This is a genomic window from Tissierella sp. P1 (assembly GCF_002266425.1).
Lineage (GTDB): Bacteria > Bacillota > Clostridia > Tissierellales > Tissierellaceae > Tissierella > Tissierella carlieri.
Genome location: NZ_NPMN01000001.1, coordinates 18,987 through 43,394, shown reverse-complemented (window position 1 = coordinate 43,394; position 24,408 = coordinate 18,987). Strand labels below are relative to the sequence as shown.

Here is a 24,408-nt window from a genome sequence, read left to right as displayed (position 1 = left end):
TTAAAATTTCAAATAATCCACTACTCCATTATTATCCATCCATTGTTTCTTAGATTCCATCAATATTTCTATATCATCATCTAATTTACCATATATTCTAGAGTAAGTCTTTTGAAAAAGCAACAAATCATTATATGTTAAATAAGGATAGTCATTTCCACCCATTGTTCCATCAGGTCTGTAGGAATAGTGCAGATTTCTATCTGTTTTTATCCATTTATCTCTAGTAATTTTTACCCCTTTTAACATTTTTAATCCTATATCTTCAAAGGATTTTTCATTTTCTATTTCATACATCTTTAAAAACCAATTTGCTGCATGAATATGATGATTTAGAGATACATGAGTGGGCTTATACATTGCTTTATAAGCATAATCTTGTACCAACCATCCTTCTTCTCCATCTGTATTAAAAACCTTATAATGATTCTTATAAATATGATTTGAATAATAATTGGCTAATTCTAAATACGAATCTCTAAATTTAGAATAACCAAACTTTTTATATGCTTCTAGATAAGTATCCCCAATGTCTGCATTAAATCTTGTATCAAAGAAACCTGCTCCTATGTCATAATCAGTTTTTAGCCAATTACTTTCAGGCAATGTGGGTAAATATCCTTCTTCATTTATATTATCTGAACCTATAAGCAAGAAGGATCTTCCTAATATATCTGCTGCAAGGCTTCCTCCAGTTTTTATCCAAGATTGAACTATATACATGGAAGGATTTCTCCAAAATGAATTTTCAGTAGCTGGTCTATAGGAGTCTGGGCTTTTATAATAATAACCATCCTCTGCAAGCCTTGAGTTATTGCTTATATCGTAGTTACTCCATATTTTTCTTTGGTTTCTATCATCTAAGTTTACTAATCTTTTATCAGAGCCTACTCCCCACATTATACCATGATAATCTTTCATGTTTTTATAGTTATAGGTTACTTTCCAGTATCCCTCTTGTTTTTCAATTTCAACTGGATATATTTCTGGATAGCTATCTTTTGTACCATTTCCCAAATCCTTATAAGAGTAAGCTTGGGAAAGTATCATACTGTATTTATCTGTATCTACTATTAATATGGTTTTAATGGCAATTTGCCATCTTCTAACTCTCTTGATATTAGTTCCTTATTTTCATCAAAATAATTTATTTTGCCCTTATCTCCTGGGATAAGATAGGATGTAGTATAATTCCCTTTATTTGAATTAAAATCTACTCTTCTTATGAAGAAATGTCCTTCACCTGTATAACTAATATTTCTTTGTTCATAAGAAATATCTCTTATTCTATATTTAGTTGTTATATCAGAAACATTTTCAAATTCATTATTTATATATGACTCACTATTAACTAAAGGAGGTTTACTGCAACTTAACAATGATAATATTATAAATATAAAAATAATCTTAACAATAAGGTTTTTCATCAAAACCCTCCTTTGTGATTACTATTTATTTATATTATTACCCTTCTCTAATCATATTAACAAATTTCGTGAATTCTTTCTTAAATACCAACTCTATACTTCCAGTTGGTCCATTTCTATGTTTTGCTATAATCACTTCTCCAATATTTTTCTTTTCTGAATCGTCATGATAATATTCATCTCTATACAAAAATAATACAACGTCAGCATCTTGCTCTATAGCTCCAGATTCCCTCAAGTCAGATAATATAGGTCTATGATCAGCTCTAAGTTCTGGTGCACGGCTAAGCTGTGATAAAGCTATTACAGGACATTCCATTTCCTTAGCTAAAGCTTTCAATCCCCTAGATATAGCTGATATTTCCTGCTGTCTGCTCTCTTGATGTCCATCCAGTTGCATCAACTGTAAATAGTCTATCATTACAAGATCTAGACCCTTCTCTATCTTTAACCTTCTACATTTTGCTTTCATTTCCATTAAGGAGATTCCAGCAGTATCATCTATGAAAATATTTGCTTGAGATAAAGGACCCATGGAGTTTATAACTTGAATCCACTCTTCTTCGGATAATCTTCCTGAAATTATCTTTTGAAGATCCACATGTGCTGTAGCAGAAATCATTCTTTGTACTAATTGCTCTTTGGACATCTCTAAAGAAAATATCGCTACATTAGCATTAGCCTTTAAGGCGGCATTAGTCACGATATTTACAGATATGGCAGTTTTTCCCATAGAAGGTCTAGCTGCCAATAAAACCAAATCTGATTTTTGTAGTCCTGATAGTTTATTATCCAAATCTATAAACCCTGTTGTTAAACCTGTTAAACTTCCTTGATTTGCAGCCCTTTCTTCTATTTGAGAGAAACTAGATAATAACACTTCGTTAAGAGGTGAAAAGCCTTCTCTATGCCTACCTTGAGTAATATCGAATATAGATTTTTCTGCCTTTTCTATTATGGAATTTACTTCATCAGAGTTTTCATAAGACTTAGCTATTACATCATCACAAGACTTAATCAGTCTCCTAAGTATTGATTTCTCTTCCACTATCTTACAATAGTATTTAACATTAGCAGTGGTAGCTACTGCACTTGATAGATTTGCCAGATAAGTAACTCCTCCAGTATTCTCTAATGTTCCTCTCCTTTTAAGTTCCTCTGATAACGTAATTAAGTCTACTGGTTCATTTTTATTAAATAAGACTAATATCGCTTCAAATATTTCTCTATTAGCTTCTTTATAGAAGTCATCTGGTCTAATTATTTCTATTGCAGTGTTTATAGCTTCTTTATCTAAAATCATAGCTCCAAGAACAGATTGCTCTGCCTCTAAGCTATGGGGAGGAATGCGTCCAATTAATTGGTTTTCCACTTTTCCCACCTCATTATTGTTCTTTTACGCTAACATTTAATTTTGCTAACACCTCAGCATATACTCTTACATCTACACTGGTCACACCAAGGGATTTAATATTATCCTTTAGCTCTATTTTTCTTTTATCTATATCTATTTTATGTTGTGACTTTAATGCATCAGCTATATCCTTAGAAGTAATGGAACCAAAAAGTCTCCCACCTTCTCCAGCTTTTCCTTGAATTACTACTGTAATATTTTCTATTTTTTCTTTAAGCTTTAAAGCTTCATTATGCTCATTCTTCTTTCTTTCTTCTTCTTTTGCCTTTTCTTCTTTCCATTTCTTTAGATTAGCTGGTGTAGCCTCTATTGCATCTCCTTTTGGCAACAGGAAGTTTCTAGCATAGCCATCCTTTGCATTTACTAACTCTCCTTCTTTACCCAAACCTTTTACATCCTTTAATAAAATTACTTTCATTCTTCCTCACCTTCCCTTAAAAATTTATCTATGGTTTCTGTAAGTATATTTTCCGCTTCATCCATGTTTACATTATCTAATTGAGTACCAGCACTAGTCAGATGACCTCCACCGCCAAGGCTTTCAAGTATTAATTGTACAGAAATATTTCCTAAAGACCTTCCGCTAATATGAAGTTTATGATTTACATAAGTCATTACAAATGAAGCCTCAACACCATTTATATTAAGTAATTCATTCGCAGCTTGTGCAGCTATTAGGAGTGAATCTTCCATTTGAGCTTCAAGCCTACCTATAGCTATTTTATCAAAAATAATCTTTGAAGATTTTATTACTTCTGCCTTATATATAAATGTATTATAATCATCTCTAAATAATTGTCTTACTACTGTAGTATCTGCTCCTGCCCGTTTTAATGTAGAAGCTGCCTCAAAGGTTCTAACTCCTGTTTGAAAACTAAAGTTCTTCGTATCTACTGTAATACCTGCCATTAATGCCTCTGCTTCAAATTTTGTCAAATTAATTTTATCACTCATATAAGACAATACCTCTGTAACTAATTCGCAAGTAGAAGATGCATAGGGTTCTAAATACGTTAAAACTGGATCTTTGATAAATTCTACTCCTCTTCTATGATGATCAATAACTACTACTTTAGATATGATATCTAGTATCTCTGGTGCTTCTGTAAAGCTTGGTTTATGGTTATCTACTACAACCATCAAAGAGCTATCATTTGCTAATAGTAGGCCTTCTTCTGGGGTTATTATCTGATCTAAAATTTGAGGCTCTTCCTTTACCATTTTATCATAAATATTCTTAATAGAAGGATTTTCACCGCTTAAAATCAAATATCCTTCCTTATTCCTATCCTTCACCGCACGTAACACCCCTATACCTGCACCAAAGGAATCCATATCTGGGTTTTTATGCCCCATTACAAATACTTTATCTGCTTGGTCTATAAGTTGTCTTAGCGCATATCCTATTACCCTAGACTTTACCTTGTTTCGTTTTTCTATGGCCTTTGTTTTTCCACCATAAAAACTCAATTGATTTCCAGCCTGAACTACAGCTTGATCTCCTCCTCTACCTAAGGCAATGTCTATAGCTGCTCTTGCTTTCTGATAAGATTCAAATGGATTATTCCCTTCTGCTCCAACCCCCATACTTAATGTAATAGGTATTGTATTTCCTAAATCCAATTCTCTTATTTGATCAAGTATGTCAAATTTCTTACTTTCTATATTTCTAAATCCATTATTTTCTATAATAATAAAATATTTATCGTTCTCATATTTCCTTATAATCCCATTATATTTAGCAAAATAAGAGTTAATATTTTTATCTATCTCTGCCATTACTAATGGTCTATTTATTTCTGGAGTGTTGTTTTTTACATCATCATAATTATCTACATATGCTAATACTACTACTAATTTTTCCCTATTATATCTTTGCTCTAAACTTACTAAGCTTGTATTATCTACCCAATAAAGCATTACTATCATACTATTGGTGCTATTTGTTTTTTTTGTATCCACTAGATTTGGATATACCTTATAATTCTTCTCTCCATACTTTATATCCAATGGCTTCATATCATTCTCTTTAAATATGCCATCTAAATTAAGTCCTGGTATTAGATCAGATATTTTTTCGTTTAATAAATCTGTTTCACCCATCATCTTTAAAAAAGGCGTATTATACCAAGATATATTTCTATTCTCATCTAACATAACTAGAGGAAAAGGCATATTAAATATCGCATGTTTGGTTGCAGATTCAAATTCATCTCCCAATCCTTCTACATACTTTTTAAATTCCTTTTCTCTCCTGCCAACACTTCTTATATTATAGAAAATCAAATAACCTATTAAAACAATGCCTATTACAGAAAGTATGGTTGATAGAATGATAAAACAATGATTAATAAACCAATTGTTATGAGGTAAATATAGCTATCCTGCCATTCAAATATCTTTTTATTTTTCATATTTATCCTCCTATAAGGATTTTGGTCTCCTTATTTTTCTTATATCAAAGATTGTATCTAATATACCTATAAAAAATATTATACTACTTATAGGTATAAATACGATATTTAAAGATAAGATTAAAATCCTGAATATCAAACGCATTTTAGCCTTAATTAAAAGGAAATCTAATACTGCCAATCCTTGGATAAAAAATATAAAACCAACTAAAAACGTAAGGTTAAATAACAATGCTTCATGGTATTGTATCTCTAATTTTTTTATTATAAATGCTGTTAAAAGCATTACTCCAATTCCAGGAATAATATTATTAGGTAATTTAAACCTAGAAAATCTTTGGAGGTTAACAGTGCCATATCCCATTTTCCTAAGTATTATTGATGAAAAAAACAAATTAGCATAACTTACACTCAAGGAGAAAATCGCCATTAATGATGGAATCAGTACGATTATTGTCTTATAAGTACTTTCCAATAAATCTGCTGTTTGAAGAATTTCATACTTTGTCATTCCCATTTCATTCAACATATCTATTTGCATAGCTAATATCTGTCTAAAATTTTCTTCTAATTGTTTCACAAAATTTAGATTTAATATTGTTCCTTCAAAAGACATAAGAATTAAAAAGGAAAGAAAGAATGCTACAGTAGAAATTAAAATGGTATCAAAACCACTTTTTCTATTGTTGATACAATAGTTTATGGCAATGCTCAGCGGTGCGAATATTAAAATAAGCGAAGCTGCTGATGAAAATCCAAGGAGTGCACCCACTATTAAAGATGATGCTATTATGCTTATTATATTGGTATATATACCATTTCTTACACCTAAAACTACAAATGGCAGCGGGATAAATAACATTAGTAAGGGCACGAAATGAATTCCATAGACTATGTATAAAGCCATAATAGATATTACCACTATACTCTCAACAGTACTTTTCTTTATCTTATCATTATTATTCAAAAATTTCACCTCTAATCTTTATGTTGATCAATAAATTCAAGCAATATACTTAAATCTCCATACCATCTTTCTATTTTGTGCTCCTCTATTAAGTTGAGTTTAATATTATCTCTTAATGCGGCTTCTATCCCTTCATAACTTAATCCTAATCTTTTACCTAAAAGTAAAGATTCTAATATAAGATTGGAAATAATATCTTCAAGATTTTCTCTTGTATTTTCCTCTCCATTTGCCAAAGTAGTATAAAGATTAGCAACAGTAGTAAGTAGTTGAGCTTTAAGCCATTCTACAGTTTTCATATTCTTTATAATATCTATGTCTTTATTTTTCATCCCATTCCCATCCTTTAATTTTATATTTTGGCCTTATTAAAATAATACAAAGTATGGGGACATAAGTCAAATAAAAAGTCTTAAAATTTCCCGCAGTTTCACAACTCAAATCTATTTACTCGCTACCTCTATCTACCCGTAGTATAATTCAGTAGTGTCTGATAGGACCTATGCTCGTATAGATTTGGTCCTAACGGACACTCCTAATGAGAAATTCTACATTAAGGTTGGTGCTCATTGCCTTTTTGTCCAATAAGCGTAGCGAATTGTAGACAAAACGGACAGCGTAGGTGCGTTTGACCTACTAAATCTCACAACCTCTATTTACCCCGTAGGGTATCATTCAGTGGTGTCTCTTAGGACCTATCGTTCGCTAAGTTAGGTCATAAAAAAGAGAGGGTATCCTCTCTTATTCTGCACTATATGGTAATAATGCTACTTGTCTTGCTCTTTTTATAGCTGTTGTAAGCTCTCTTTGATGTTTTGAACAGTTTCCAGAGATTCTTCTAGGAAGAATTTTTCCTCTTTCTGTTATATATTTTTTAAGCTTATTTATATCTTTATAATCTATATGAGTTGATTTGTCTACACAAAAGCTACAAACTCTTTTTCTTGGTTTAAATCTTCTTTGCATCTTCTTACCCTCCTTCTAGAATGGAATGTCATCATTATCAGTGGGATGAAAGCCTTCTATACCGCCAAAATCCAGGCTAGTATCATTAAAGTTCTGAGATCTATTTGCATCTCCCCATTCTAAGAATTCAACATTGTTAGCTACAACATCTGTTGTATATCTTCTAACACCATCTTTTTCATAAGAACCCGTTTGAATTCTGCCTTGAATACCTACTAATCTACCTTTCACTAAGTAATTAGCACAGTTTTCAGCAGGTTTACCCCATACAACTATGTTGATAAAATCTGCTGTAGGTTGATTTTTAGATTCCATTTCTTGTTTTTTCTCTCTAGAAAGCCCCCTGTCAACTGCTATGCTAAATCTAGCAACTGCAGTACCACTTCCAGGTATATACCTTAGTTCAGGGTCTCTTGTCAATCTTCCTATTAATACAACATTATTCAATATTCTCACCTACCCTTAGATTATTCATCTTCTCTAATGATCATGTGTCTCATAATGCTGTCAGAAATTCTAGCAACCCTATCTAATTCTTTTATTGCCTCTGGTGTACCTTCAAAATTCATAAGTATATAGTATCCTTCGCCAATATCATCAATTAGATATGCAAGCTTTCTAATTCCCCACTCATCAATGTTTGTAATAGTTCCTTCCTTTTCAATTATACCCTTGAATCTGTCAAGAACTTGAACTCTCTTTTCCTCTTCATTTGGTAAAAAGATAAACACTGCTTCGTACTTTCTCATATGTTTCACCTCCCTATGGACTGTCGGCCCTATCCTAAAGATAGAGCAAGGATTTACCAAAGTATTATATCATTAATAAATAAAGTATGCAAGAAATTTTAAATACCTTTTATATAATAATTATGTCCAGATTTTACATAGAATTAACATTACCATAACAATAGATTTAACATTCTCCTTATATACTGAAAACAAATAAAGAAATTAAAGGGAGGAAATAAAGTGAAAAAGATAGTTATTTTAGCATTATCATTTGTTTTAGTGGCATCACTTCTTGCAGGATGTAAATCAAATAATCAAGGCGGAGAAAATGTAAATACTAATAATAATAAAAATGGATTTGATACATCAAATGAAATCGTAGTAGTTACTAGAGAAGAAGGCTCTGGTACTAGAGGTGCATTTGTAGAGTTAACAGGAGTAGAGGAAAAAGATGGCAGTGGTAAAAAAGTTGATAGAACTACAAAAGAAGCTATCACTCAAATGAAAACAGATACTGTACTTACAACAGTTGCTGGAAACGAATATGCAATAGGCTATGTATCAACAGGTTCTCTTAATGATACAGTAAAAGCGTTGAATGTAGATGGTATAGCTCCTACAACTGAGAATATCAAAAATGGAAGCTATAAAATAGCCAGACCTTTTAATATAGCAACAAAAGGTGAAATTTCTGAAGTATCTAAGGATTTTATAGATTTTATAATGAGCAAAGAAGGACAAGAAGTTGTTTCAAAAAACTATATAGCTATAGATGATAATGCAGCCCCATATAGCGGTTCTAAACCAAGTGGTAAGATAGTAGTAGCTGGTTCTTCATCTGTTACTCCAGTTATGGAGAAGCTTAGAGAAGCTTATATTGCAATTAATCCAAATGCTCAAATAGAGGTACAACAATCTGACTCATCAGCTGGTATGCAAGCTGCTATAGATGGTACTGCTGATATAGGAATGGCTTCGAGAGCTTTAAAAGACAGTGAAAAAGCGGAGCTTAAAGATGTTGCTATAGCATTAGATGGTATCGCAGTAATTACTCATCCAGCAAATACTTTAGCTGATATGTCTTTAGAAAATGTAAAAAATATATTTATAGGTGAACTTATTAACTGGAGCGACATTAAATAGAGGGTGATTAGATGAAAACAAAATTTTTTGAAAAGCTCATGGAGATAATATTTTTTATCTCCGCTTGTGCTTCTATAGTATCAGTAATTTTAATATGTTATTTTATGTTTGCCAATGGAATACCAGCGATTGGAAAAATCGGAGCATTTAATTTCTTACTTGGTAAAGATTGGTCTCCTTCAAATATCCCACCATCATTTGGAATATTTCCTATGATTGTGGGAAGCATCTATGTGACGTCTGGTGCTATAATTCTTGGAGTACCTATTGGAATCTTAACTGCTATATATCTAGCAAAGTTCTGTCCAAAGAAGATTTATAAATTCTTAAAACCTGCAGTAAATCTAATGGCTGGAATTCCATCTATAATATATGGATTTTTCGGTCTTGTTGTTTTAGTACCTTTAACTCGAGATTTATTTGGTGGTACAGGAAGTAGTATACTAACAGCTTCTGTACTTCTTGGCATAATGATTTTACCAACCATAATAGGGCTTTCAGAAGCAGCTATTAAATCGGTACCTAGCAGTTATTATGAAGGGGCTATTGCCTTAGGTGCAACCCATGAATATTCAATATTTTTCGCAATGCTGCCTGCCGCAAAATCTGGAATCCTTTCATCTATAGTACTTGGAATTGGCAGAGCAATAGGAGAAACCATGGCAGTAATTATGGTAGCTGGAAATCAAGCTCGTATGCCTAAAGGATTATTAAAAGGAGTACGTACTTTAACTGCTAATATTGTAATAGAAATGGGCTATGCAGCTGAACTTCATAGAGAAGCATTAATCGCAACTGGGGTAGTATTATTCGTATTCATACTACTTATAAATGGATTATTCTCTGTTCTTAAAAGGAAGGTGGCCTAATTGAATAAATTAAGTAAATTAATTAAGGGACTTGTCATATTTTCAGCTTTTGCAACCTTCTCTATATTGTTTATTATAATTGGCTATATATTAATCAAAGGCATTCCTTATCTAAAGCCTTCTCTATTTGCTTTAGAATATACTACAGAAAATGTTTCTTTATTTCCAGCAATAATCACTACTCTTATAATGACTTTTTTAGCATTATTAATTGCTTGTCCTATTGGCATATTCACTGGATTTTATCTTGTTGAATATGCAAAAAGTGACAATAGATTAGTTGAGATAATAAGATTAACAACAGAGACATTGTCGGGAATTCCTCCATAGTATATGGTTTATTTGGATTGCTATTCTTTGTAACAACTTTAGGTTGGAGTTTTTCAATGGCTGCTGGGGCTTTTACTCTTGCAATTATGATCCTCCCCCTTATAATTAGAGCAACGGAGGAAGCCCTCCTAGCAGTTCCTAATACTCTTCGTGAAGCAAGCTTTGGTCTAGGTGCAGGTAAATTAAGAACTATATTCAAAATAGTTTTACCTACAGCTATGCCTGGAATACTTGCTGGGATTATCCTTGCAATAGGTAGAATTGTAGGTGAAACTGCAGCACTTATATATACTGCTGGTACAGTTCCACAGATACCAAAAAATTTATTTTCATCAGGTAGGACTTTAGCAATTCATATGTATTCCCTTTCCAGTGAAGGATTATATACTAATCAAGCATATGCAACTGCTGTAGTGCTTTTAATTGTTGTAATAGGAATTAATGGATTATCATCCTTAATAGCTAAAAAATTATCGAAAGGGGATTTAAATGGATAAAATTGTAGTTGAAAATTTAAATTTATATTATGGGAGCTTTCACGCTCTTAAAGATATAAATATTAATATAGAGAAAAATTTAATAACTGCTTTTATTGGACCATCTGGTTGTGGCAAATCTACATTTCTCAAAACTCTTAATCGAATGAATGACTTAATTGAGGGATGTAGGATAGAAGGAAGTGTTCTATTAGATGGAAAAAATATATATAGTAATGGTAACGGAAATGGAAATATAGATGTAAATCTTCTAAGAAAACGTGTCGGTATGGTTTTTCAAAAGCCAAATCCATTTCCTATGAGTATATATGATAATATTGCCTTTGGTCCTCGCACACATGGTATAAAATCCAAAAATGTTCTTGACCAAATTGTAGAGAAAAGCCTTATTAATGCTGCAATATGGGATGAAGTAAAGGATAGATTAAAAAAGAATGCCCTTGAATTATCTGGAGGACAACAGCAGAGAATTTGTATAGCAAGAGCTTTAGCTGTTGATCCAGAGGTATTGCTACTAGATGAGCCCACTAGTGCCCTTGACCCTATATCTACTGCTAAGATTGAAGACTTAGTTCAAGAATTAAAAGATAATTATACTGTCGTTATGGTAACTCATAATATGCAGCAAGCGACTCGTGTTTCAGATAAAACTGCATTTTTCCTATCAGGAGAATTAATAGAATTTGGAGCTACTGATGATATATTCTCTAAGCCAAGGGATAAACGTACTGAAGATTATATAACTGGAAGATTTGGATAAAATATATTTTTATTATCAATTATAGAAGGGGTGATGTATATGAGAAGTAGGTTCGATAAGGAATTAGATTTATTAAATGAAGAACTTACAGATATGGGTAGTATAGTTGAAAGTTCCATAGAGGCAGCAGTTACCGCTCTTATAGAGCAAGATGCCGAGCTTGCAAGAAGGATTGTGGAAAATGATAAAGAAGTAGATGATATAGAGAAAAGTATTGAAAGAAGATGTTTAAAGCTATTGCTACAGCAACAGCCTGTAGCTAGTGATCTAAGAATGATATCATCAGCATTAAAGATGATTACAGATATGGAAAGAATTGGAGATCAGGCTGCTGATATTTCTGAAATAACAATAAGACTTGTTGGGCAAAAATATATAAAGAAACTTAACCATATTCCTCAAATGGCTAAAGCTACAATAAAAATGGTAAGAGATAGTGTAGATGCATTTGTAAGGAAAGACTTAGAACTTGTAAAAACTGTTATAGACTATGATGATGAGGTTGATGGGTTATTTCACATTGTTAAGAATGAATTAATTGAGCTTATTAGAGAAAGTGTAGAAAACGGCGAGCAAGCTGTTGATTTACTTATGATAGCTAAATACCTAGAAAGAATCGGAGATCACGCAGAAAATATTGCAGAATGGGTTTATTATTCTATTACTGGAGAACATTATGTGAGAAATTTTGAATTACCTAAGTGACATTTGGCTATAAATTTAAAATTATGAATTAGAAAAGTTAAACCAAAGAAGAAATCTTACTCTTCTTTGGTTTTATAATATATCTTATATTATGTTTAATGATATAATTGAATTGTACCAATTGATTGTGAACTGTGAATTGTGCATTTTGCATTGTATGAAGGGGTGATTTTATGAAGACAATTTACTGTGTTGAAGATGATGAAAGTATTAGAGAATTAGTTATTTATGCATTAAAAAATAATGGATTTGAAGCTAAAGGTTTTGAATGTGCTGATGATTTATATAATGAACTCCAATTTAAACTTCCAGATTTGATTGTACTCGATATAATGCTACCCAGCGAAGATGGATATGCTGTACTTGCCAATATAAGAAGAAATAATAGTACTAAAGATATACCCATAGTTATGCTCACTGCAAAAACCAGCGAGTATGATAAGGTAAAGGGTCTTGATATGGGAGCTGATGATTATATTTCCAAACCTTTTGGAGTAATGGAATTAATATCTAGAGTTAATGCTGTTCTTCGTCGTAGTATTAGATTAGAAGATAAACAAAGTTTAATATCTATAGGTAATCTTTGTTTAGATGAAAAAAGACGAATTGTAACAGTAAATGAAAAGGAGGTAAATTTAACCTTTAAAGAATTTGAACTTCTACATTATTTATTAAAAAATAAAAATATTGTTTTATCTCGGGATAAAATAATGAGTGAAGTATGGGAAACTGATTTTGAAGGCGAAAGCAGGACTGTAGATGTTCATATTAGAACTTTAAGATTAAAACTTGGTGATGCTGGTAAAATTATTCAAACCATAAGAAATGTAGGATATAAGATAGGGGGTTAGGACTTGGATAAAAAAATATATTATAATTTGGCAGCTATAGCTACCATAACGGCAGTTATCACTTCCATTGTCTTAGTCTTTTTATTCTACGGATATTATAATCCAAAGGATATTAGAAGTAGTATCGATATCCATGTCTATGAATCTAATTCTGTACCACCAGAGAAACATTCCTCTTCTTTTTATGATTTGAAAGTAGATAATAAGATAGTCAGAATATCTAGACCTATACAAGATATAAAATATGTTTTCATAGGTATATTACCTGCCATGGCAGGACTCTTAGTATTTATCTTAATATTTTTATATATTATCTCATCTATTTTAACATCAAAGATAATTAAGCCTATACAACTAGCCTCTCATAATATAGAGAGTATATTATCTGGGGAAAATGTTAAGGAGGCTACAATATATGAAGAACTGGAGCCCTTCGTTAGAACTATTGAAATACAGAAAAAGGAAATTGAACATTATATTGAGAGTCTAAAAGAAGCAGAAAAAATACGAAGGGAATTCACTGCTAATGTATCACATGAATTAAAAACTCCTCTCACTTCTATTAACGGCTTTGCAGAAATGATAGAAACTGGAATGGCTAAAGGAGACGATATTCAAAAATCTGCTGCAATTATCCGAAAAGAAGGTAATAGGCTTTTAGGGCTCATAGATTCTATTATTAAACTATCTCAACTCGATGATGTATCTATTAAAAGAGAAATTTCTTCAATAGACTTATTTTCTATAGCACAATTTGTGTGCTCCAATCTAGAAATTAATTCAAGGGAAAAAAATATATCTCTAAATGTAACTGGAGAAAATACATTGATTAAAGGAAACCAGAGAATGATTGAAGACTTGGTCTTTAATCTAGTGGATAATGCTATAAAATATAATAAACCCAATGGTAAAGTAGATGTACAGATATCTTCCGATAATATATGGGGAGTTATTAAAGTTAGTGATACTGGTATAGGTATTCCTTCTGAGCATCAAAATAGAATATTTGAAAGATTTTATAGAGTAGATAAATCTCGATCAAAAAAGGTAAATGGTACTGGCCTTGGCTTATCCATAGTTAGACATACTGTAGAATACCATGATGGTCAACTATCTCTTTCGAGTATTGAAGGTAAAGGAACTACTATAGAAATAAGACTGCCTAAGGTTGATGTTTAATTGTTAATATCAAATTAATAAAACCTTCATTCCTTAAAGTTTATCTCTCTAAGTAAAACGAAGGTTTTATCTTTATTTATTAATCTTCTAATTTAAAATTTATGGCTAAATATCATTTACAAGATTTATAACTATCTTATAGCATCTTTTATTACTTTTCCAAGTCTCTTAATACCTTCAACTATTCTTTCTTCATCCATGTTTGAATAATTTAATCTAAAGGTATTTTCATTTCCACCATTCGGGAAGAAAGATCCACCTGGAACATATGCAACATTTTGTTCTAAAGCCTTTAATGCTAATTCTCTAGCATTCATATACTCAGGTAGCACTACCCATGTAAATAATCCTCCCTCAGGATAGGTATAACTAATACCTTCTGGAAATTCTTCTTCTATGGTTTTCATCATTACATCTCTTCTTTTTCTATATATATCAATTATTTTTTGAATATGTTCATCTATATTATAAAGTTCTAAGAATTTTGCTGCTTCCATTTGTGAAATAGTACTTGACTGAAGGTCAGCTCCTTGTTTCACAAGTATAAATTTGCTTAAAAATTCTGGTGCAGCCGCCACCCATCCAAGTCTTAAACCAGGGCAAAGAATTTTTGAAAAAGTACCTAAGAAAGCTACTCTTCCCTCTGTATCAAAATGTTTAACTGCTGGTAATATTTCACCCTCAAATCTTAATTCTCCATATGGATTATCTTCAACTACTGCAACATTATATTTATTTGCTAATTCTACTAATTTAATTCTTCTCTCTACAGACCAAGTCTTGCCTGATGGGTTTTGAAAATCTGGAATAACATAAATAAATTTAATATTATCATTACTCTTAAGCACTTCTTCTAACTCTTCCATATTCATACCATCTTTGTCTGTAGATACTTCTATAAATTTGGGTTCATAAGCCTTAAATGCATTGATAGCACCTAGGTATGTGGGGCTTTCGCAAACTATGATGTCGCCTGGATTAATAAATATCTTAGCCACAAAATCTAATCCTTGCTGGGACCCACTTGTCACTAATATGTTTTCAGCCTTAACATCTACCTTTACTTTTGCCATTCTTTTTGCTATAGCTTCCCTAAGTGGTTGATAACCTTCAGTCGGCCCATATTGTAATGCTTGAGCTCCTGTATTCTCTAAAACCTCTCTTCCAATTTTTATGAATTCTTCTATTGGAAATGATTCTGGGGCTGGCATACCACCAGCAAATGAAATAATATTAGGTTGTTGAGTTAATTTTAACAATTCTCTAATTTCTGAAGCCTTGATGCTGTCCATACGCTTTGCATAGTTTAATGACATCACACGCACCTCCATTAAATTTAGGTTTCGCTTATAACCTTAATTATAGTTTACTATTTAATTATGCAATTGTCTAACATTTTAATACAATTTGAGGGGAAAAACACAAAGTTCATCTATTGGGAATATTGCGAAAATAGATAAATTTTTTACATTTATTTTATTTTGACCTTGTTTGCTATAAGTAAATGTTATAAAATCAAATTATTATATTACTAGGAGGATTTTAGCATGAAAGATTTAATTACAGAGCCTAATAAGACTGGGTTGTCAGGTTATAGCCTAAAAATAATTGCTATTTTTGCAATGCTTATTGACCATATAGCTTGGGCATTTGTTCCAACAGGCAGTGTTTTAGGTCAAATAATGCATTTGATCGGTAGACTTACAGCACCTATTATGTGCTATTTTATAGCAGAAGGCTATCATCATACTAGTAATTTGAAAAGGTATACCTTAAGATTAGGGATTTTTGCTATTATTTCACATATTCCATTTTATTACTTTATGAATGGTCAATTACCTATTACCTTCAACAATGGCATTCAATTTAAGCTTCAAACCTCTGTTATGTATACTCTTTTTCTCGGATTAATGTCTCTTATAGTTTGGAACCATGAAAAATTAAGCAAAACAATAAAAATAATTCTAATATTTGGTCTCTGTATTATAGCGACCCCAGGTGATTGGAGTTTTATTGCCGTTCTATGGATATTATTTTTCGGAATAAATACCAATAACTTTAAAAAACAAATATGGAATTTTATTGCTATAGCAAGTCCTGTAATAATTAGTCCTTTTTTAATGTTTACTAGCAATAATAACAATTGGTATTATCAGATATTCCAAATAGGAATACTCTTAGCTATTCCTATTCTTAAACAATATAATGGAAAACCTGGAGGAAGTAAAAATTCTAAATGGATATTCTATATATTTTATCCCTTACACTTACTAATAATTGGTATAATAAAATATGGATTCTAGCAATAATAACCGCCAAGTTAATTTGGACGGTTATTATTATTTATAACGCTATATTTTTTTTACTTTTTTCAATTTTAATCTGTAGTTTATAGATTCACTTAATAATGTATATATTATTGAACCGATTGGAATAAATAGCAATATTCCTAATACTCCAAATAAGCTTCCTCCTACTGTTACAGCAACAAGTATCCATATAGACGGAAGACCTGATGCCTTGCCAACAACATGTGGATATATAAGATTTCCCTCTATTTGTTGGATTATCAAGAACATTATTATGAACCAAAATGCCATTTTGGTATCTACAACTAAAATTAAAAAAACACCTACTGCACATCCTATGAATGCACCAATCATTGGAATAAGCGCAGTTATAGCTATAATTATGCTTATCATAAGAGCATAAGGAAATCCAAATATATTCATTGAAATAAAGAATAATCCGCCTATTATTAAGGCTTCTAATAATTGACCCGTTAGAAAACTTGAAAATATATTATTTGATAAATTCCCAATATAAAATATCTTATTGGCAACTTTCTCTGGAAAAAATGCAATTATGAATTTTTTTGCTTGTCTAATTAAAGTTTCTTTTTGTAATAAAATGTATATAGAAAATATGAAGGCTAATGCAAATTTAACAATTCCATTTATTATTGAAGATGCAAATGTAAATGTAGAACTAACCCAATCCAAAGCACTGCTTTTAAAAAATGATATAATATTTTCTTCAATGGCTTCCCAATCGATATTTATATTATTTACCCACTCAACTATTTGTTTATTACTTTCAAGATTTTCCTTTATAAAGACTTGTAAATTAGCCCAATAGGAAGGAAATTTTTCAGCCAAATCTTGAGCTGTATTAACTAGTTCTGGAACTATAATAAATGAGACAATAAAAATAATAGCTATAAATATAAGTAGTGTAAGTAAATAACTTACTGGTCTCTTAAATTTTTCTTTTGTTTTTCTAAACATTCCCTTATTTCCAAATAACCTTGTCTCAATAAATTTCATTGGATTATTAAGTACAACTGCCATTGCAAATCCTATTATAAATGGAGAAAATATTGCAAACATCCTAGATATTCCCATCCAAACTACTGAAATATTTTCTAATAACCACATCAATATAATTGCAAAAGAAATTAAAAATACAGCATTCTTCATATGTTTCGATTTAATATCCATTAAGACACCTTCCCTTAGCTTAATATACCAAAAAGTCAGGTACTTCAACATTAATATTGTACCTGACTAATTATAATTATTTTTCTTCTTCAAAACAATTTTCTTCCGTTTTTGTAAGCATTATACGTACCATTTGTACTCTTTTCTCGTTAATTTCTTCTATATGAAATTCAATATTTTCATATTCAACAACTACCTTTTCACCATCATCAGGTATATAACCTATTATATCTATTAACAGACCTCCAAGGGTATCATAATCTTCTGAATCCTCATCTAATTTTGTACCAAGGTTACTGTTCAACTCTTTAATCGATATTGCTCCCTTAGCTATGAAAGTCATATCGTCTATTTTTCTAATATCTGGCTCATCATGGTCATATTCATCATCTATATCTCCCACTATTTCTTCAATCAAATCTTCCATAGTGACGATTCCTGAAAATCCACCATATTCGTCTATCAAAATAGCCATATGCTTTCTTTTACTTTGAAGCTCGTTAAATAAATCATTAATATTCTTACGTTCAGGTATAAAATATGCTGGACGAAGAATCTTTCTAATATCTACATTATTAAATCCAGACTTATATGCTTCTAGCAGGAAATCTTTAATGTAGAGTATACCTAGTATATCATCTACATCCCCTTCATATACAGGGATTCTAGAATATTTCAGTTCTAGTAATTCACTAAGATATTCCTCTATCGGGTCCTCTAGGTCAATCATAAAAACTTCAGTTCTGGCAGTCATAATCTCTTCTGCTAGTTTATCATCGAAGCCTATTACACTATCTATCATCTCTCGTTCTATTGAATTAATTACACCCTGCTCCTGTCCAACCTCTACCATTGAACGAATCTCTTCTAATGTAATCTTTTCCTCTACACCAACAGTACTAAATCCAAAAAGACGCATAATTGCATTCGTAGAAAAAGATAAGAAAGTAACAAAAGGACTCATTATCTTAGCTACTATACTTACAGTTTTAATTGCAAACATTGAAAATTTTTCTGCATTTTGAAGAGCTATTCTCTTTGGCACAAGCTCTCCAAATACAAGAGTGATATATGACAATATTAAAGTCACTGATACAAAAGCAACATCCTTTGCAAAAGGTACTCCAATGCTTGCCAACAACCTTCCAAAATCATCTGAAATTCCTACAGCTGCAGATGCAGATGAGAAAAATCCTGCAAATGTAATTCCTACTTGTATTGTAGATAAAAATCTTGAAGGCTCTTTTAAAAGTTCTATTAACATTTTCGCCTTCTTATTACCCTCTTCTGCTTGTACATTTAACCTTTTCTTATCAACTGATACCATTGCCATCTCCGATGCAGCGAAAAAAGCATTTAATAGTGTCAACACTAAAATTAAAAGCAATTGTCCTGTTATCGGGCCCCAGATTCATCTCCCATTTCTTTCCTCCTAATTTTAAGTAAAATATCTATGTAAATATTATATATAATAATATAAAATCATATTTTATATTGTTTGTCAATTCAAATAAGTCAAATAAGGATTTTCTATACTTTAATTATGACCTATTTTATTATTATTTACTAATATATATTTTAAAAAACAAACTACACAATTAATTGTATAGTTTGTTTTTATACTATTCATTCTTCTTCATTCTCTCTCCCCTTGTAATGAACTATACTAATCCACTTATCATCTACTAAAATCTTTCTAATCCGTTTATCAAAATCTATTCTAGGTATCCAAATTTGTCTGTCACATCCCAAGCATTTGAGCTTTATATCTGCACCAGTTCGTAGGATTTCCCATTTGTTTTCTCCACAGGGATGCCCTTTTTTTAAAGTTATTATATCTCCTACATCATATTTTAGTATCATTATCTTTCCCTCCAAATATTACTCTTCTTGGATAAGGTATATCAATATTTTCCCTATGGAAGATTTCTCTTACCTTTTTCCTAATCTCTCTCTCCACAGCCCATTGTTCCATGGGCTTAGTCTTAGCTATAATTGTAATTGATACACTAGATTCTCCTAAATCAGTAATGCCTAATATAGTAGGTCCATCTAATATAGCATCATTACTAGATTTAATATCTGCACAAACCTTTTCCAGTATCTTAACTACCCTATCTATATTTTCTTCATATGTCACAGATATATCTACTAATGCCCTCATGGCTCCTCTAGTTTTATTTGTTACAATCTGAACTCTTCCATTAGGAATTATATGCAAATCTCCAGAAAAATCCCTAAGCTTTGTAACTCTTAAACCTAATTCCTCCACAGTGCCTTCTAAAGATTCTATTTTAACATAATCTCCTACAGCATATTGATCTTCAAATAAAATAAAGAATCCAGTGATAATATCTTTGACTAAGGATTGAGCGCCAAAACCTATAGCTAATCCCCCGATCCCTGCTGTAGCTAATATTGATGTAGTATTGACGTTGAACATTTCTAAAATCATCATTATACCTATGAAGTATAAGACATACTTAACAATCTTTTTTAGTACCTCACCGATGGTATTAGCTCTCCTATTACTTATAAAAATATTATTTCCCTTTTTATTTCTTAGAGCCTTATCTATAAGTTTATTAGTTAAGGAGATAACTATCTTTATTGCTATTATTATTATCAATATCTTCAATAATTTTCCTAAGATATTCAACTGTCCATTACTAGTTTTCAAGTAATCATCAGTTAAATACCTGATAGTATTTGTTATATGTCTGACCTTTTCCATATAATCAACCTCAATATCATATTATCCTTTCAGCACTATTCTTTTGTCCATCCTTAGTATATTTATATATGCCGTCTATATTTATTTCATTACTATTTACCATTTCCTTTACTTTAGGAAGATCATCTAGTGCAAAAATAATAGCTAATCCACAGCTAACTGTAATTTCTCTAGGCGTAGGTATAGTTCTAAAACTTATTCCTTTTTCCTTAAATACTCCTTCAGCCTGTATTGTGTGATGAGTAGATTTATAGGTAGTTACTCCGTAAGTCTCTTTTCTCATTGCTGTCTCCTATCCAATGTTTATGGTATTATTTGCATTTCTCATTTTTTCATATATGCTATACATATTTCCTATTTCTCCGGCTTGAAGTTTATCCTTTATATTATAATAATCTAAACATGTTCCACAGGATATAATTTCAACACCTTCATTAGCCAATGCTTTTAAATCCTCTAGAACTTCTGAGCCTTCACAAGTTAAATAAACTCCTGAATTAAAGAAAACTATAGTTGCTGGCCAAGGGGTAGTTTCTTTCACTGTATAGATAAAACTCTTCATTAAAATCTTACCTAATTCTTCTCCGCCAACACCCATCTTATCTGAACCAATAGCAATAGTTAAATCCTTAAATGTATCTGGAATACATACATTTGAATTTGGTTCCTCTCCTATACCGCCTTTAGTAATATGGATGTAATATTCATTTTCTTTTCCTTTATCAATTATAAAACTATATCCGTAGGATGCAGCTAGTTTTGAAACATTATCTTTAGCTACTTCATTATCTACAATAGTAGTTACTATTCCACTAGATAAATTATCTAATTCCTTTTTTGTCATTATAACTGGTTTTGGACATACTTGTCCTCTTGCATCTACTTCTATTCTCATTATTATTCCTCCTATATTTTCAATTAATTATATTATACTAGTTTTATATATTGACCATAAAAGTATTTATAAATGTTATATATTATTATTTAGTATAGATATAATTAATAGTAAAAGCTTCCTAATTAAAGCATTAGAGACGGCTTTTATTGACTACTGTATAAGCAACTTGCACAGAATCAAAGATTTCGGCAATCTGATTAAAACTCATTTAGGTCAAGTTCTTAAAATTAAATTATAAAAATAGAACTTTTCTATTCATTATAAGAAAGAAAATCCCGTTGTTCTGGGATTATCTTGATTCCTTTATTCCATTATATATTATCTTAATTCCAAATAATATAATGATGGCAGGTACTAAATACGATATAAATTTCCAAAATCCAATTTTTAATAAATCCTTAGATCCTAATAAAGATATAGCAGAAGCAATTAACATTATAACAGATATATTTCTTGGCCAATCTACGCTTTCTTTTCTATATCCTATAACATATGAAATAAAGAAAGCAATAGCAAACAATAAAAACCTTGTCCAGCTTACATCAGTTGTAGCTGTTTCCTCAATTAAACTGTTAATACTCATGGCAGATAGTAAAGTTCCTAATATTAGAAAACCTTTATTTCCATGCTTTCCATATAGTACTAAAGATATGATACCAAATGTCAATTGATATATAAAGGATTTTACACTAATAGCTGTAAATAAGTATTCATCTATAAGAGCTACAGATGATATTCCAAGGAGAAGCAAACCTGCTATTAAATAGACCATATTACCTTTTATTAAATCCCATACTATTAGTCCCACTGCCAATATAAATAATAGCCAATCAAAAGTAAGTAGACTTAAATTCATAAGTAAAAACATTAAACCTATAAATATTAATATTACACCTAAAGAATAATTTTTTCTAGTCATTTTACCCTCCCATTTAATTACTCATTATACTAATGAATATACCCATAATTAGACATTTTTCACCTTATTTTTTATTTGATATCCTATATGTCTTTATTTCTTCTGGTCCCCATATTAGTATCTGATCTTTGGAAGTAAATACTTCAATTATATTATCATTATGTTTTAATATCTCCTTTTTTCCTTCTACTATAATTATATTATCGTCTCCATAGAGTAAAAACCTTTGTTCAAATGGCAATACTTTCTTATAATCCTCTGTAAATCCAATTTTTTCTTCTGTATTTCCATTGAAATCTATGGTCTCTAAGTAATTACTATATAAAATATAAATTTTATCTTTTCCAAGATAAATATCTTTTATTAAATCAAATTCTTTTTTCCACATTATTTTATCATCTTTAATGAGGTATAAAGAACGATCACTTAATGCAATAATCTCATTCTTCGATGTAAAATTAAGATATACCACTATTTCTCCTTCAATATCTAGTGAACCTAACCTTTCCTCATTTTCACCATAATATTCTATTTGTGATTTTAATATTCCTTCATTTAGATTTAACAAGGATATAGCAGCTCTTGTTCCATTTATATTTGAAACACAGGTAAGAATATTCTTATCCTCGTATGAATAATTTCCAAACGTTACTCTATCTTTATCTAATATCTTTATACTTTCCACATCTGAATTTTTTATGTGATAAATAAGGTTTTGATGGCTTTCCTTTAAATTAAATATCTCCTTACCAAATTGCAACCTATCTATAGTTTTTCCATCTTTATCAAAAGAATAAATATCGCCAGTAGACTTGTCCATTACATAAATATATTTATCTCCATAATGAACAAATGGATCTTCAAAATTAAATTCCTTTTCCAAGATAAGTGTACCATCGGTTTCCATAAAAGATATTTTGTTATTATTGTATTTTACAACTGTTTCATTATATATATTTATATTTTGTATATCGTCTTCATTTTCAAAAGAGTTAACTAACTCTAAAACCTTTTCTTTGCCCCCAATGAAGTCTAATATTTTAGCCAATCGTTTTTGATTTTCTTCTTCTAATAAGAATATACTTAATATAAGGAATACCATAATAAATATTTTAAAGCCTTTAAGACTTGATTTCTTATTTTCTTCCATATAACCGCTCCTTAAATCAGTAGTTATTATCTTAATTTATTATATCATATACTCAAATTGTATAACAATTTAACAATTATTGCTATTATACTTTTATTTTTTCAATTAAATTTATTAGATTTTTAAATTTAAAAAACATATATTAATATTTTTAATTTATTTATTAATATTATTAATATTTATATTGACATATTTAATAATTAATACTATTATGATATTAACAAGTAAATTTTTTTGAATGTATTTCTATATTCAAAATTTGGAGGTACTTATATGACTTCTAGAATTAAAATTAAAGTTGTTGATATGAAAAGTAATTTTAGATTAAGATTACCTAGTATTCCTTTTTGGTTTATTACTGTCTTATTTTCTATAGCACTTAAATTTAAAGATAGGGCTATAATAAATATGGATGACTTAGATAATGATGCAAAGTTTTTTTTAGAACAATTGGACTATAGAATGCTAAAAGATTTAATTTATGAATTAAAATCCCAGAGTAGTTTTGATTTAGTTGATATATCTACTGGCGATGGAACAATGGTGAAGATTTCTATAATTTAGGAGAAAGGATGAAAATATGAAAAGAGAAGTAATAGGTAAATGTCCCGTATGTGGTGAAGAGCTTTATGTAACAAAACTTAGTTGCCATAAATGTCATACTCATATAGAAGGCAATTTCACACTTTGTAAATTTTGCAAACTTACTGATGAGCAGAAAAATTTCGTTGAAGTGTTTATAAAGAGCAGAGGAAATATAAAGGAAATAGAAAAAGAATTAGGCATATCCTATCCTACTGTTAGAGGAAGGCTTGAAAATGTAATTGAAGCCCTAGGATACAGTCCTAAATATACAGAACCTACAGTTGATAAGAAGGAAATCTTGAAGAAATTAAATAGTGGTGAAATAACATCTGAAGAAGCTCTTAAGCTGCTTCAAGGTGAAGAATAGGA

30 protein-coding genes are annotated in these 24,408 nt (G+C 30.5%); 11 read left to right on the top strand and 19 right to left on the bottom strand.

Annotated features, from left to right (window positions below; translation table 11 throughout):
• The 10 genes from CIW83_RS00220 to rpsF all read right to left on the bottom strand — a co-directional run bounded on the left by CIW83_RS00220 (position 1) and on the right by rpsF (position 7,937).
• Positions 1–1,050, bottom strand: coding sequence for a hypothetical protein (locus CIW83_RS00220; protein ID WP_094898679.1), 1,050 nt, complete (start codon positions 1,048–1,050; stop codon positions 1–3).
• Between the two features lie 23 nt (positions 1,051–1,073).
• Positions 1,074–1,427 (bottom strand): hypothetical protein, encoded by a 354-nt coding sequence (locus CIW83_RS00215; protein ID WP_094898678.1) that lies wholly within the window; start codon positions 1,425–1,427, stop codon positions 1,074–1,076.
• 37 nt (positions 1,428–1,464) lie between these two features.
• Positions 1,465–2,799 (bottom strand): replicative DNA helicase, encoded by a 1,335-nt coding sequence (dnaB, locus tag CIW83_RS00210; RefSeq protein WP_201259594.1) that lies wholly within the window; start codon positions 2,797–2,799, stop codon positions 1,465–1,467.
• Positions 2,800–2,812: 13 nt separating this feature from the next.
• Positions 2,813–3,259: a 50S ribosomal protein L9 gene (gene rplI / locus CIW83_RS00205; protein ID WP_094898677.1), complete on the bottom strand. Its 447-nt coding sequence runs from the start codon at positions 3,257–3,259 to the stop codon at positions 2,813–2,815.
• The gene (locus tag CIW83_RS00200) at positions 3,256–5,127 is read right to left on the bottom strand and encodes a DHH family phosphoesterase (protein ID WP_235601180.1); all 1,872 of its coding nucleotides are present in this window, start codon (positions 5,125–5,127) and stop codon (positions 3,256–3,258) included. Before CIW83_RS00200 ends, rplI begins: the two co-directional genes overlap by 4 nt.
• 138 nt (positions 5,128–5,265) lie before the next feature.
• On the bottom strand, positions 5,266–6,222 hold the full coding sequence (locus CIW83_RS00195) for a DUF2232 domain-containing protein (protein WP_094898676.1): 957 nt from the start codon (positions 6,220–6,222) through the stop codon (positions 5,266–5,268).
• A gap of 11 nt (positions 6,223–6,233) precedes the next feature.
• Positions 6,234–6,554 carry a MazG-like family protein gene (locus tag CIW83_RS00190; RefSeq protein ID WP_094898675.1) on the bottom strand — a complete coding sequence of 107 codons (321 nt, stop codon included), beginning with the start codon at positions 6,552–6,554 and terminating at the stop codon, positions 6,234–6,236.
• A gap of 409 nt (positions 6,555–6,963) precedes the next feature.
• Complete coding sequence (rpsR, locus tag CIW83_RS00185; RefSeq protein WP_094898674.1) at positions 6,964–7,188, bottom strand: 30S ribosomal protein S18; 225 nt, start codon at positions 7,186–7,188, stop codon at positions 6,964–6,966.
• A 15-nt stretch (positions 7,189–7,203) separates the two neighbouring features.
• Positions 7,204–7,635, bottom strand: a complete 432-nt coding sequence (locus tag CIW83_RS00180; protein ID WP_094898673.1) for a single-stranded DNA-binding protein — start codon at positions 7,633–7,635, stop codon at positions 7,204–7,206.
• 20 nt (positions 7,636–7,655) lie between these two features.
• Positions 7,656–7,937 carry a 30S ribosomal protein S6 gene (rpsF, locus tag CIW83_RS00175; RefSeq protein ID WP_094898672.1) on the bottom strand — a complete coding sequence of 94 codons (282 nt, stop codon included), beginning with the start codon at positions 7,935–7,937 and terminating at the stop codon, positions 7,656–7,658.
• A 222-nt stretch (positions 7,938–8,159) separates the two neighbouring features.
• Between rpsF and CIW83_RS00170 the strand changes: the two genes are divergently transcribed.
• The 8 genes from CIW83_RS00170 (at position 8,160) to CIW83_RS00140 (ending at position 14,253) form a co-directional block, all read left to right on the top strand.
• A complete protein-coding gene (locus tag CIW83_RS00170) occupies positions 8,160–9,062 on the top strand; it encodes a substrate-binding domain-containing protein (protein WP_094898671.1) in 903 nt (300 codons plus the stop codon).
• Positions 9,063–9,073: 11 nt separating this feature from the next.
• Positions 9,074–9,931, top strand: coding sequence for a phosphate ABC transporter permease subunit PstC (gene pstC / locus CIW83_RS00165; protein WP_094898670.1), 858 nt, complete (start codon positions 9,074–9,076; stop codon positions 9,929–9,931).
• Entirely contained in the window at positions 9,932–10,261 is a 330-nt protein-coding gene (locus CIW83_RS23455; protein WP_235601179.1) for a hypothetical protein, read from the top strand.
• Between the two features lie 17 nt (positions 10,262–10,278).
• Positions 10,279–10,758, top strand: coding sequence for a PstA family ABC transporter permease (locus CIW83_RS23450; RefSeq protein WP_235601178.1), 480 nt, complete (start codon positions 10,279–10,281; stop codon positions 10,756–10,758).
• Complete coding sequence (pstB, locus tag CIW83_RS00155; protein ID WP_094898669.1) at positions 10,751–11,518, top strand: phosphate ABC transporter ATP-binding protein PstB; 768 nt, start codon at positions 10,751–10,753, stop codon at positions 11,516–11,518. Before CIW83_RS23450 ends, pstB begins: the two co-directional genes overlap by 8 nt.
• Before the next feature lie 39 nt (positions 11,519–11,557).
• Entirely contained in the window at positions 11,558–12,223 is a 666-nt protein-coding gene (gene phoU / locus CIW83_RS00150; RefSeq protein WP_094898668.1) for a phosphate signaling complex protein PhoU, read from the top strand.
• A 173-nt stretch (positions 12,224–12,396) separates the two neighbouring features.
• A complete protein-coding gene (locus CIW83_RS00145; protein WP_094898667.1) occupies positions 12,397–13,074 on the top strand; it encodes a response regulator transcription factor in 678 nt (225 codons plus the stop codon).
• A 3-nt stretch (positions 13,075–13,077) separates the two neighbouring features.
• Positions 13,078–14,253 (top strand): cell wall metabolism sensor histidine kinase WalK, encoded by a 1,176-nt coding sequence (locus CIW83_RS00140; RefSeq protein WP_094898666.1) that lies wholly within the window; start codon positions 13,078–13,080, stop codon positions 14,251–14,253.
• Between the two features lie 131 nt (positions 14,254–14,384).
• Here the strand turns inward: CIW83_RS00140 and CIW83_RS00135 are convergent, their stop codons facing one another.
• Positions 14,385–15,569: a PLP-dependent aminotransferase family protein gene (locus CIW83_RS00135; RefSeq protein ID WP_094898665.1), complete on the bottom strand. Its 1,185-nt coding sequence runs from the start codon at positions 15,567–15,569 to the stop codon at positions 14,385–14,387.
• A gap of 231 nt (positions 15,570–15,800) precedes the next feature.
• On the opposite strand from CIW83_RS00135, the gene CIW83_RS00130 reads away from it, so the two are divergent.
• Positions 15,801–16,556 carry a TraX family protein gene (locus tag CIW83_RS00130; RefSeq protein WP_094898664.1) on the top strand — a complete coding sequence of 252 codons (756 nt, stop codon included), beginning with the start codon at positions 15,801–15,803 and terminating at the stop codon, positions 16,554–16,556.
• Positions 16,557–16,604: 48 nt separating this feature from the next.
• Here the strand turns inward: CIW83_RS00130 and CIW83_RS00125 are convergent, their stop codons facing one another.
• The 8 genes from CIW83_RS00125 to CIW83_RS00090 all read right to left on the bottom strand — a co-directional run bounded on the left by CIW83_RS00125 (position 16,605) and on the right by CIW83_RS00090 (position 23,454).
• The gene (locus CIW83_RS00125; RefSeq protein WP_158219970.1) at positions 16,605–17,753 is read right to left on the bottom strand and encodes an AI-2E family transporter; all 1,149 of its coding nucleotides are present in this window, start codon (positions 17,751–17,753) and stop codon (positions 16,605–16,607) included.
• Positions 17,754–17,829: 76 nt separating this feature from the next.
• Entirely contained in the window at positions 17,830–19,125 is a 1,296-nt protein-coding gene (locus tag CIW83_RS00120; RefSeq protein ID WP_369819345.1) for a hemolysin family protein, read from the bottom strand.
• 254 nt (positions 19,126–19,379) lie between these two features.
• The gene (locus CIW83_RS00115; protein WP_369819339.1) at positions 19,380–19,616 is read right to left on the bottom strand and encodes a DUF951 domain-containing protein; all 237 of its coding nucleotides are present in this window, start codon (positions 19,614–19,616) and stop codon (positions 19,380–19,382) included.
• A complete protein-coding gene (locus tag CIW83_RS00110) occupies positions 19,600–20,487 on the bottom strand; it encodes a mechanosensitive ion channel family protein (RefSeq protein ID WP_094898662.1) in 888 nt (295 codons plus the stop codon). The genes CIW83_RS00115 and CIW83_RS00110 overlap by 17 nt, the downstream gene beginning before the upstream one ends.
• A gap of 16 nt (positions 20,488–20,503) precedes the next feature.
• Positions 20,504–20,770: a DUF3343 domain-containing protein gene (locus CIW83_RS00105; protein WP_094898661.1), complete on the bottom strand. Its 267-nt coding sequence runs from the start codon at positions 20,768–20,770 to the stop codon at positions 20,504–20,506.
• 9 nt (positions 20,771–20,779) lie between these two features.
• Complete coding sequence (gene yedF / locus CIW83_RS00100; RefSeq protein ID WP_094898660.1) at positions 20,780–21,382, bottom strand: sulfurtransferase-like selenium metabolism protein YedF; 603 nt, start codon at positions 21,380–21,382, stop codon at positions 20,780–20,782.
• 292 nt (positions 21,383–21,674) lie between these two features.
• The gene (locus CIW83_RS00095) at positions 21,675–22,304 is read right to left on the bottom strand and encodes a hypothetical protein (protein WP_094898659.1); all 630 of its coding nucleotides are present in this window, start codon (positions 22,302–22,304) and stop codon (positions 21,675–21,677) included.
• A 64-nt stretch (positions 22,305–22,368) separates the two neighbouring features.
• On the bottom strand, positions 22,369–23,454 hold the full coding sequence (locus tag CIW83_RS00090; protein ID WP_094898658.1) for a DUF5711 family protein: 1,086 nt from the start codon (positions 23,452–23,454) through the stop codon (positions 22,369–22,371).
• A gap of 273 nt (positions 23,455–23,727) precedes the next feature.
• Here CIW83_RS00090 and CIW83_RS00085 point away from each other — a divergent pair, with 273 nt between their 5' ends.
• Together CIW83_RS00085 and CIW83_RS00080 are read left to right on the top strand one after the other, a co-directional pair.
• Entirely contained in the window at positions 23,728–24,018 is a 291-nt protein-coding gene (locus CIW83_RS00085) for a hypothetical protein (protein ID WP_094898657.1), read from the top strand.
• A gap of 16 nt (positions 24,019–24,034) precedes the next feature.
• Positions 24,035–24,406 (top strand): DUF2089 domain-containing protein, encoded by a 372-nt coding sequence (locus CIW83_RS00080; protein WP_094898656.1) that lies wholly within the window; start codon positions 24,035–24,037, stop codon positions 24,404–24,406.
• Positions 24,407–24,408 lie beyond the last annotated feature (2 nt).